At 44.5% G+C, this 11,598-nt stretch carries 8 protein-coding genes; 1 reads left to right on the forward strand and 7 read right to left on the reverse strand.

From position 1 onward, the window contains the following. Positions 1–16: 16 nt before the first annotated feature. Positions 17–1,000 (reverse strand): sterol desaturase family protein, encoded by a 984-nt coding sequence (locus QL982_RS13245; RefSeq protein ID WP_290164974.1) that lies wholly within the window; start codon positions 998–1,000, stop codon positions 17–19. Positions 1,001–1,075: 75 nt separating this feature from the next. Then, positions 1,076–2,479 (reverse strand): DUF2868 domain-containing protein, encoded by a 1,404-nt coding sequence (locus QL982_RS13250; RefSeq protein ID WP_290164971.1) that lies wholly within the window; start codon positions 2,477–2,479, stop codon positions 1,076–1,078. 460 nt (positions 2,480–2,939) lie between these two features. Between QL982_RS13250 and QL982_RS13255 the strand changes: the two genes are divergently transcribed. Beyond that, positions 2,940–3,686 (forward strand): SDR family oxidoreductase, encoded by a 747-nt coding sequence (locus tag QL982_RS13255; RefSeq protein WP_290164969.1) that lies wholly within the window; start codon positions 2,940–2,942, stop codon positions 3,684–3,686. A gap of 53 nt (positions 3,687–3,739) precedes the next feature. On the opposite strand, the gene QL982_RS13260 is transcribed toward QL982_RS13255, so the two are convergent. The 5 genes from QL982_RS13260 to acnD all read right to left on the reverse strand — a co-directional run bounded on the left by QL982_RS13260 (position 3,740) and on the right by acnD (position 11,470). Next, complete coding sequence (locus tag QL982_RS13260) at positions 3,740–4,366, reverse strand: GNAT family N-acetyltransferase (RefSeq protein ID WP_290164967.1); 627 nt, start codon at positions 4,364–4,366, stop codon at positions 3,740–3,742. Positions 4,367–4,592: 226 nt separating this feature from the next. After that, positions 4,593–5,846 carry a 2-methylaconitate cis-trans isomerase PrpF gene (gene prpF, locus QL982_RS13265; RefSeq protein ID WP_290190384.1) on the reverse strand — a complete coding sequence of 418 codons (1,254 nt, stop codon included), beginning with the start codon at positions 5,844–5,846 and terminating at the stop codon, positions 4,593–4,595. A 187-nt stretch (positions 5,847–6,033) separates the two neighbouring features. Further along, positions 6,034–6,861, reverse strand: coding sequence for a hypothetical protein (locus QL982_RS13270; RefSeq protein ID WP_290164963.1), 828 nt, complete (start codon positions 6,859–6,861; stop codon positions 6,034–6,036). A gap of 380 nt (positions 6,862–7,241) precedes the next feature. Further along, positions 7,242–8,594, reverse strand: a complete 1,353-nt coding sequence (locus QL982_RS13275) for an NAD(P)/FAD-dependent oxidoreductase (protein WP_290165871.1) — start codon at positions 8,592–8,594, stop codon at positions 7,242–7,244. A gap of 242 nt (positions 8,595–8,836) precedes the next feature. Further along, on the reverse strand, positions 8,837–11,470 hold the full coding sequence (gene acnD / locus QL982_RS13280) for a Fe/S-dependent 2-methylisocitrate dehydratase AcnD (protein ID WP_290190385.1): 2,634 nt from the start codon (positions 11,468–11,470) through the stop codon (positions 8,837–8,839). Positions 11,471–11,598 lie beyond the last annotated feature (128 nt).

The raw sequence follows: 11,598 nt of genomic DNA on the forward strand, positions 1-11,598 counted from the left end.
TGGATATGCAAAATCGTTATGCCGCACTGGGTGGTCTGAACAATACTTTTAACTTCTGCTTAAACCCTTTGGCACGAAAAAACCGTTGCCACATACGGTAAAAGACGCCAAATATCAAGCTGATGATATTATCGTGGCTGGTTTCACCAACGGCACCATATTTGACAGGGTTGTTGACCGTATCTTCTTCTACATAAGTGCCAAACCAGCGATCAAAAATAATGAGTACGCCGCCATAATTTTGGTCAATGTATTCGTCGTTGGTGCCATGATGGGCACGGTGATTGGATGGGGTATCAAAAACATACTCAACCCATTTTGGAAATTTGCCCACGGTTTCAGTATGAATAAAGAATTGATAAATAAGATCAAGCGCGTAAAAGAAAAACACCCACACTGGATGTACACCAAGCAGCATCAGCGGCACAAAGAACAACCACCAACCCGTGACTGAATACAGTAAGCTTTGGCGCATGGCGGTGGACAGATTCATATGGTCATCTGAATGGTGCACGACATGTGCTGACCAAAACCAGTTCATCCGGTGTGACGCACGATGGAACCAGTAGTAGCTAAATTCAACCGCGACGAATATGGGTATGGCGGTGAGCCATGTCACCTCAATAGTAAATAAGCGATATTGATATAACCATAAGCAGATAGGTATGACGATAAGCGCTTGGACAATCAATTCAAACCCTAGATAAGAGCCGCCCAAGCTAAAATTGGTCATCGCACGTCGCCAGCTAAAACTTTTACCATTGCCACGCTTGGACTGATACAGCCATTCTGCTAAAAATAATAAGAAAAATGGGCCACCAGCCAGCGGTAGCAGCCACTCCTGCCAATACGCAGGTAGAATACTTGCCAGCATTGGCTGCCACGACTCTGGCGCAGCCGTTAATATGCTTTGGTTTAATGCCTCTCGGTAACCATCCAATAATTGACCATACTGACCCAAGGTCATAAGGGAATTATCTAAGGAGATATCTGCTGCCATATTGGGCTCCTAGCCACTATAAAACATCCTTGTCATAATAAGTTTAGAGGGTCGTGCCATATTAATCATTAGAATTTATTGAGCGCTTGAGTCAACCAAGCCAATTTTTCGTGCAGAGAGCGCCGTTTGCCACTGCTGATAGCGAACGGTTTGTTTGTCTAGTGGCTCATCATCCGTACGCGTATCAGTCAATCTTGTAGAATCGCTATTATCACCAAGCAGCTGTACGATAAGCCCATCTTTGGCGTGAGCAGCGATTTGATCCAGTTTGCGTAGCGTACCGCGGTCAGGCAATGCGTTGCTATGAATGCCAAGCAAAACTTGCACAGGATGGTTATCTAGATGGTTTTTGAGCCGTGCCATATCATCACGGTCATCAACGATACCAAAATCCTCAATATCGCTTGATTGTTCAAAATCATGATGGCTGTTGTCTAAACCCAACTGCCACCACTTTTCCTGATCTGATGGGTACTCAAGTAGAGCAACCAATTTTTTGCCAACACTGACCGTTGCTTTTGGCGCGATAGGTGCTGGTGCTTCATTAAAATCATCGGCGTCCACCACATGGCGCTGCCAAAAATTCAAAATCTTTTGATAATAAGGCAGTTTGATATCCAAACGCATTTTTTTACGGCGGAACATCAAAGCACAAAACGCCCAAGCAATCGCTCGGGGTACGATGCCATACATCAGCAAGCTACCAACCAATAACCCCGCCCATTGCCGTGCAACAGATAGCGGCATGGCATCTGTCACCAATCTGCTTTGTGCGATAGCCGTACTATCTGGCACACCAAATCCCACTATACTAGGTAGCCAGCCTAATACCTGAGTCAAAGTAATAAGCGCTTGATCAGATAGTAAAGTGGACTCCCAACTAAAACTGTACTGGCGCACAATCAACAAAAATACAATCGCCAGTAGCATACCTGTCAACGTCGCGAGCCACAATTGATGGCTAAATCGACCAAGATACCATCGCATACCACTATGCTGCAATTGACGTTCGTACAAGTTGACCGCTGCTTTGGTCACATCATCCTTACCACGTATTAGGTAGCTGGGACTGACAAAACTGGCGAACCAATTGGACGATTGCTTGCCTTGATTAACCAAGGTCATGGCGAGCCAGCCCAACAGCATAATGGTATGAAACCCTAATAAACAAACCAACACGTAAAAGAAGTTAACCACATTGGCCTGTAATAGCGTAAACAGTCCCAAAAATCCTGAGATGCACCACACCACGCTCATCACGACCATGATGCCTTTGATACGGCCGTCAATTTTACCCAAAACTTGTGCCAACGCACCGTTGCTATCGATGCGTGAGGCTCGGCGATGCAGTTTTTGGATGGGTTTGCCATTTTCGCCTTGCAGTTTTTCTGTGATGAGTAGCGGGTCAGTGGCAAACACATGCTGCTGCGTCTCAAGCGTGCGTACCAACTCAGTCAATTGATCTTGGGGTGATAGCATAATGCGATAACATCCGTATAAAAGCGTTGATTTAGAATGGTCATAATTGATTATTGTAGCGTATATATAGGGTCTGTTGAACATTCAAATGTTAGGGCTGCTGATCGCTAAAATTGAACCAGACTAGGCGCAAGCCGACGATAATGTCGAGACCTTGGCTAGGGTTGCAACAACGTTTGGGGTGATTTTACATCAGCCTTGAGAACGGATCGAGCAAAGCACTGCTTTGCCCGTTTGCAAGGCAAGAGCTGTGCTCGAGTGGAGGGCAGTACTATTTTTAGAAAAATTGAATCCATAAGAGTCTTATCGTGGGCGGGCTTCATTCGTAAACACCCATCCTTTAAACATTTCCATCATGGTAAAGATAATAAAAGTACGCCAAAATGACCTATATATACGACAACAAGAACGATAAATTTTATAGAAGTTCGGTCAAAAATAATCTAAAAAAGGAATCATCATGAGTAATAAAACTTATCTAATCATCGGTGGTACAGGTGGCATTGGTAAAGCCATGATAGAGCAGTTAACCGCCAGCACGACACATAACACACTTGTTTTTGCCACTCATCATAAGAACATACCTGATTTTGAAGCACCTAACTTACAGTGGATATCGATGGATGTCTGCGATGAGAGCAGTATCGAGCAAGCGGCTGACATCATTCAGCAGCAGACCACTCATATCGATTGGGTCATTAACTGTGCGGGATTATTGCATACTGATACGCAGCAACCCGAAAAAGCCCTACGTCAGATGGAGACTGAGTTTTTCTTACAGAATATGCAAGTGAACGCCTTAGCGAGTTTGCTGATTGCCAAGCACTTCAAACCACTACTGGCGAAAGCTAAACGTAGCAATGACACGCCCGCCATTTTTGCGACGATATCAGCGCGTGTGGGTAGTATCAGTGACAATCAGCTGGGTGGTTGGTATAGCTATAGAATGAGTAAGGCGGCGCTGAACATGGGCATGAAAAATCTGAGCATCGAATGGGGAAGGTCGCTCAAGGATGTATGCGTGGTGGTCATGCAGCCAGGAACGGTCAACACGCAACTCTCAGCACCTTTTCAGAGTAATGTGGTTGACGGACATCTATTCTCGCCAGCCTATAGTGCAGAGTGCTTGTTAGAAGTGCTGAATAGTATGACTGCCACTCAATCAGGTAGCTTTGTAGATTGGGCTGGAGAGTCCATACCGTGGTAGTATATGCAACAACCCAATTGAGTGATGTTAAGACTTAATACCTTAAGATCGGTTTAAATCATTAAATACAACAGGCCCAAAATAAACAAAGCGGCCAAGATAAATAGCAGAAAGCTTAAAACTTTGGTCGTGGTTGTCGCAGTATTAGTGCTCTCTTTTCTGACTTTGTTTTTCTTAGCGACATACAGCACCATTTTTACATGCTCGATATTGTCCTCAAGATAATGCTCACCTTCAGGCACAAAACCCAAAGATTCATAAAAGTTAAGTAAGTAAATTTGTGCGGAAATGATAATCGGGCGTTTCTTACCGTACTTTTTGCGGCACTGAGCAATGGCCTGATTCATCATTTGCCGTGCTAAACCATCTCCTCTATGCTCTGATAACACAAGCACTCTACCGATGGCAGGCATAGCAGTATGATTGGTCTTAACAGCAGGATCGGCGACCGATAGGTTGGATTTTAGCTTATTGAACTCAGGTGGAATGATGCGGCAATAGCCCACCAGTGCTGCGTTTTGATGGGCGATAAGGTGTAAGCAGTCAAAATCGACCTCATCCATATCTTGATAAGCGCAGTTTTGTTCGACGACGAAGACCTGAGAGCGTGCCTTTAAAATATGATAAAGATCAACTGAAGTCAGCTCGTCAAAGGTTTTTAGAGAAAATTCACAAGTCATAGTGGGCTAGCTTCTGGCAATAGGCGGTAAAAGATAGGCATTATAACGATTTAGGCACGGATTAACCATTCCTAGCTATTAACGGTTTGGCTACTCTTAGCCAAATGTAGTCTATTAGACCTAGGGCATGTCATCAATCTGACCACTAAACGTATAAATGGGCTAATTGATGACACGCTTTAGCACTCAATATTTAGAAGTACTTATCACATGGTTGATAATGAGCTTAAAACGCATCCGCTGGCACAAAGACCTCGCCAACCATAATACGGCGGGCTGAGCGGCTCATTGAGACTTTTTTGGCTTGCCAGCGGCCGTCGACTTGCTCTGTTTTTCCACCGACGAGCAATGTACCTGATGGATGACCAAAACGCACTTCATCAAGCTGCTTTTCAGATTGACCGCCACCTGCTGCTTCGTTGACCAGTGTGCCCTGCGTGGTTGCCGCTGCTGCAATAGCGACTGCTGCTGTCCCCATCATGGCATGATGCAATTGCCCCATACTCATGGCACGTACGACCAAATCAATCTCGTCTGCATCGACCGACTTACCACTAGAAGCGGTATAGCTCTGTGCTGCACCCACCCATGCGATTTTAGGAATATGCTGGCTAGTCTGCGCCTCACTCACATCTTTAAACAATCCCATCGCCACACCGCCTTTGGCGCGAATCACCTCAAGTTTGGCAAGTAGCTCGCCATCGCTATTGATCTCACCTTGCAACTCAGTACCGGTAAAGCCCAAATCTTTAGCTTTTATAAAGATGGTCGGGATACCAGCGCTAATAAAGGTGGCTTTGACGCTATCGACATTTAGGCCGCAGCCAGTTACATCGAAGTCATCGACCAAGTTACCAGTAGGGAACATATCACTGGTGGCATCCACAGGGTCGATAAATTCAATTTTGACCTCGGCGGCTGGGAAGTTGACACCGTCTAATTCAAAGTCACCCGTTTCTTGAACTTGTACCTTGTCATTTGCGTCTTTATAGACGGGTACATGGGCAATAATAGTTTTACCGATATTCTCTTGCCAGATACGCACTTCACAAATACCGCTATCTGCATAGTCATCGATGCTGTTAGCAATCTTGTCAGCATCAACCAAACCCATATTAATGGCACAGGCACCAACTGCTGCGGTTAAATTGCCACAGTTTCCTGCCCAATCAATCATAGGTTTGGCGATATTAACTTGCCCAAATAGATAATTCACATCGTGATCTGATTTGTCATAGGCCGATAAAATAACCGTCTTTGAGGTACTAGAGCTACCATTACCTAAGCCATCGATTTGCTTACCGTAAGGATCTGGGCTACCAATCACACGTAGCAAAAACTTATCACGTGACTCGCCTGCGACTTGGCAACGCTCAGGTAAGTCAGACAGTTTAAAGAATGTGCCTTTTGAGGTGCCACCACGCATATAGGTAGCAGGGACGGATAGTTGCGGGGCGAATTTTGGTTTTGATTGGGTCATTTTTATTCCTTTATTTTTCAATAATTTTACATTAAAAACTATTGAAGGTTGATTTTTTGCTTCCATTCTACAATCGGCTTATAGCTTTACCATTGATAAAAAGAATGAAAGCTATCAACATCAACACCTTTTAAAGTAGCATCCAACTCGATACATTTTTGATGAGATAGCATTCTAATATTGCCAACTAAGTCTTAGTAGTAATATCACTTTGAAGTAGCCACTTCTTTATTAGCTCATCATCCGCAGATATCTTACCAATAACTCGATAGCGCGAGTTATTTAATGCTGGCGAAGTTTCAGCAGGCTCAGATATGGCGCGGCTCGGCGGTAGTGCAGTCGCATGGATAAAGCGCATCTGCTCACCATCATGCCATAAATAGCCCACATGAAAATCTAAACCAACAACATATAGACCTGCACCCCATTCATCGACCACTGCTAAAAAATCAGCTAAAGATTGGTTACTAAAGCGCTTAATATGGGTATCATCCGTCAAGCTCTTGATAATATTCTCAGAGGCTTGCTGTGCTAACTTAGCACGCTCAACATCCAATCCAGAATCTCTCAGTACGGTACTCACATAATAGCCGCAAGCGATACTGCCTTGCTGCGGTGTCTGTGAGATACCGTTAAAATCCCAAGGTGTGCCATACCAATAGGGAAGTAGAGTGGTTATCGACGCAACAAAGCTAACACGTGCCTCATCTATAATTACTTTCTTTTCGCTAGCGCTGCTTGCCTTTTTATAAGCACTTGCCAGCAGCTGACGCTCTTGTAGCAACTGATCCTGTGCACTGTTATAGCTGACCGTCGTTTTTGGTGCTTTGCTTTGATAATCATTATTTTCAGCATCAGCATTAAAATTATTCAGCTGTCCGCCAACGTAATTAAGTATTGCTTGATAATAAGGCTTAACAATCAGAGTAATAGTATTAATATTGGCAGAAATAAATACCATTACACCAAAGGCTAATATGAGAGTTAGGCGTTTGTAATCTAGGTTATCTTTCATGTATAGCCTTCTGTAGAAATACCTTTAGCAAAACATAATCTCTACTATAGCGCGTTACAAACATAAGCTGGCAAATATGATGCTAGTTATTGGTGAAATTTGTGTGAATTAGTAGGGTTTGTTGAATATTCAAAATCCTTAATATATGTGTGATTTGAACAGGTTTTTATTGGTAGTATGGAATAATATAAATCATCAAAAAATAGAGAGTGTTATGACTGAGGCTAGTGCTGCCCAACCACAACGCAACTCTTTTGGATGGGATAAATCTAATGGGACTAAAGCCATTTTTAACTATCTATACAATGTGCTTAATACAGGTTATAACTAAATATTATTAGGGGCTTTCTGGCTTTTGAAAAACTAACGACTCTCATGGCTTACGACTCTTTTGCCGCTGTACTATCTTTGCTCAGGGTGAACTTGTCTTCGTGAGGCTGAATACCCATCCGAAACGATTGATTGCCAGTCAAAAAAGCTGTCATCCAATTCCAAGTTGTTGCCAAGCGATTTTTGGCGGTGCTGAGCGACAAGATATGAATAACCACCCATGCAAGCCACGCTATGATGCCTTTTAGATGCATGCCTTTTATGTCGGCGACTGCTGTCAAACGTCCAATCATCGCCATATCACCACTATGTTTATATTGAAATGGTTCACCTGTTTTGTCACTTAAATATTTTCCAAGGTACGTACCCTGACTACTCGCAACCTGTCCCAATTGAGGATGACCATTAGGATAGTTGTCATCATGAGTCGCCAGTGCAATGTCGCCAAGCGCATAGATATCTTTGTGATGTTCTAAAGCCAAATGGCGATTGACAACTAAGCGGTTTCCTCGACCATAATCATCTGGATTGAGACCATTTATAGGCTCACAAGTGACACCCGCCGTCCAAATCAGATTGTGCGTTTGTATTGTCTTACCACTTTTTAGTGTGACCACATGACCATCGTAACGCGCTACAGGATCACTAAAAACAAGGTCAACTTTGAATTTTTCCATCTGTAATTGGGTATAACGTTGTGCCTCAGCACTCATCGGTGCGAGCAAAACGGGATCAGCCGTGACCAGCGTGATACCACCGACATTTTCTAGTAGCTCAGGATATTCTTTATGTAGTGTATATAAACGAATCTCGGACATCACACCTGCCAGCTCAACGCCACTAGGGCCACCACCTGCAATCACAATAGAGAGATAAGGCTCACGCTCTGCTACTGGTAAAGAGGCAGCGTGATTAAATTGCGCCAGCATATGATTGCGAATACTCAAGGCATCCTTGATCGTCTTCATAGGCAGTGCATGAGTTTCAATATCCTTGTTACCAAAATAATTGGTCTCAGCACCAGTGGCGATAATCAGGCGATCGTAAGACACATTGCCTGTATCAAGGGTCACGACTTTATCTTCGGTATTGATACGAAGGAGATTGCCTTGACGGTAGCGCACATTGTCATAATTTTCGATGAATCGGCGCAGCGGATAACTGATATCTGATGATGCAAGAAATCCAGCGGAGACTTGATAGATAAGAGGTGGAAAAAAATGATAGTCGTTTCGATCGATTAAAGTGATGCGATCCGAACTATACTTAGCCAACTGTTCAAGACAGCGAATACCGGCAAATCCTGCACCAATTAAGACGATATGGCGGCGGTCATCCTCTTTACTATGCAATGTATTTTTGATGTCTGCTTTGGTTGTCGAGTCTGCTGTAGATAAAGCCATTTTATTTATCCTTATAGTTTTTACAGTAAATAGTGAAATTAATAATACTGGGTTATTACTTTGAGTAAGTCATAAAATGAGTGGCTAATATTTTGTTCAGAAAATTAGTATATTACACCTAATAGGATGGGTTTAATACCATATATATAGATCTGGGGGGCAGTTTTAGCAGCAGCTCGTCGAAGAGACAGTAAGCCACTTGATCAAAATCAAAGTGGCCCTGTATCAGGAATAGATATTTACTAAACAATATCCAACGTACCTTCGATAAACTCTTTGGCAAAGCGTTGCAGCATACCGCCTGCATTGTACATTTTGACTTCATCAGCAGTATCCAGTCGGCAGATAATAGGCGTCTCAGTGGTGCTACCATCAGCACGATGGATCACTAGAGTCATCAACCCGCCAGCAGAAACTTCGCCTGTGACATCAAAGGTTTCCGTACCATCGATATTTAGCGTATGGCGAGTGGTGCCTTCTTCGAACTGTAATGGTAGCGCACCCATACCCACTAAATTTTGACGATGAATACGCTCAAAGTCCTCAGCAACGACCACTTCTACACCAGCGAGACGGACACCTTTGGCTGCCCAATCACGGCTTGAGCCTTGACCATAACCATCACCTGCGATGATGATGAGTGGCTGCTCACGGTTCATGTAGGTCTCAATCGCTTCCCACATGCGCATGACTTGACCTTCTGGCTCAACACGCGCTAGTGAGCCTTGGATAACCTCACCATCTTCATCGCGTACCATTTCGTTCAACAGCTTAGGATTGGCAAAGGTGGCACGTTGTGCGGTTAAATGGTCACCGCGATGGGTGGCGTATGAGTTGTAGTCCTCGGCAGGCAAGCCCATAGTATCCAAATACTCGCCAGCAGCTGATGCACCCAAGATCGCATTTGATGGAGACATATGGTCGGTCGTGATGTTATCACCCAACACTGCCAACGGACGCAAACCTGTTAACGTATTCTTTTTCGCCATTTTGCCTTCCCAATACGGTGGGCGGCGAATATAGGTCGTCATTTCACGCCAGTCATACAGTGGGCTTAACGCTTTGCCTGTGTCTTTTTTGGCTTCATCAAACATAGGGATATAAACGGCATTAAACTGCTCAGGCTTGACTGCTTTGGCGACAATGGCGTCAACCTCATCATCATCGAACCAAATGTCTTTTAGATAGACATCATTGCCTTGTTGATCTTTGCCTAATGAGTCTTTTTCGATATCAAAGCGAATGTTACCAGCGATGGCGTAAGCGATAACCAGTGGCGGCGATGCCAAGAATGCTTGTTTGGCATATGGATGGATACGACCGTCAAAGTTACGGTTACCAGATAGCACTGCTGTGGTAAACAAATCATTATCAATGATTTCTTTTTCGATATCAGGGTCCAGTGCGCCACTCATACCATTACAAGTGGTACAAGCAAAACCAACCACGTCAAAGCCGATCTCTTGTAGCTCAGGCATCAGGCCTGCTTCTTCTAAATACATTTTGACGGTTTTTGAGCCGGGTGCTAATGATGATTTTACCCAAGGTTTACGTAATAAGCCTTTAGCATTCGCGTTACGGGCGACGAGGCCTGCTGCTACCATATTTCGTGGGTTAGAGGTATTGGTACAGCTGGTAATTGCGGCGATAATAACGGCACCATCTGGCATCATGCCATCTTTTGGTTCTGGTAGCTTTTCATCAGCGCCATGAGCGATACCTTTGGCAACCAAATCAGTGGTGGACACACGTGCATGCGGGCGCGATGGGCCTGCCATATTACGTACGACTGCTGATAGATCAAACTCAAGCACGCGTGCGTATTCGGCTTTTTCCATGCCGTCAGCCCATAAGCCAGTCTGCTTGGCATACTGTTCGACCAATTTGATCTGAGCCTCAGAACGACCGGTTAAGCGTAGATAGTCGATGGTTTGCTCATCGATATAGAACATCGCTGCGGTGGCACCATATTCTGGTGTCATGTTGGAGATAGACGCACGGTCGCCTACGGTTAATTGGCGCGCGCCGTCACCGAAGAATTCGATATAGGTAGAGACGACACCTGCATCACGTAAGAATTCCGTCATCGCGAGTACCAGATCCGTACCCGTAATGCCTTTTTGCAGTTTGCCCGTTAGTTTGACACCCACATAATCTGGTAGGCGCATATATGATGGGTTACCTAGCATCACGCTTTCAGCTTCCAATCCACCAACACCGATGGAGATAACCCCCAAGGCATCGACCATTGGTGTGTGGCTATCCGTACCAACTAAGGTATCGGCAAAAGCGACTTCTTCACCCGCTTTGTTTTTTACCACTTGTACGACAGGTGACATTTTCTCTAGGTTAATCTGATGCATGATGCCGTTACCTGGTGGTACGACATTCACATTATCAAAAGCGTACTGGCACCAGTTGATGAAGTGAAAACGGTCATCGTTACGGCGTTCTTCAATCGCGCGGTTTTTCTCAAAGGCATTTTCTTCAAAGCCTGCATGCTCAACGGCTAGTGAGTGGTCAACGATGAGCTGAGTCGGTACGATTGGGTTTACTTTAGAGGGGTCACCACCTTGTTCAGCGATGGCATCACGTAGGCCAGCCAAATCAACAAACGCAGTCTGACCTAAGATGTCATGACAAACGACGCGGGCAGGGTACCAAGGAAAGTCGAGGTCTTGTTTGCCTTCGATATGCTGCTTTAAGGCATTGGTTAACTCTTCTGGTGGGCAACGGCGAACCAAGTTTTCACACAATACTTTTGAGCAGAATGATAGCTTGTCATACGCGCCAGCTTCGATGTTTTCGACAGCCTCACGTGTATCAAAATAATATAAATCGGTATCGGGCAGTGGCTTTTTAAAGGGTTCATTCATTGGTTGTACTAGTGCATTGTCCATAAGTCACCTTTAGCGGTTGGCTGGTTGGATCCGTACCCGTAATGCCTTTTTGCAGTTTGCCCGTTAGTTTGACACCCACATAATCTGGTAGGCGCATATATGAT

Origin of the sequence: Psychrobacter sp. 5A.1 (assembly GCF_030407455.1) — a bacterium.
GTDB lineage: Bacteria > Pseudomonadota > Gammaproteobacteria > Pseudomonadales > Moraxellaceae > Psychrobacter.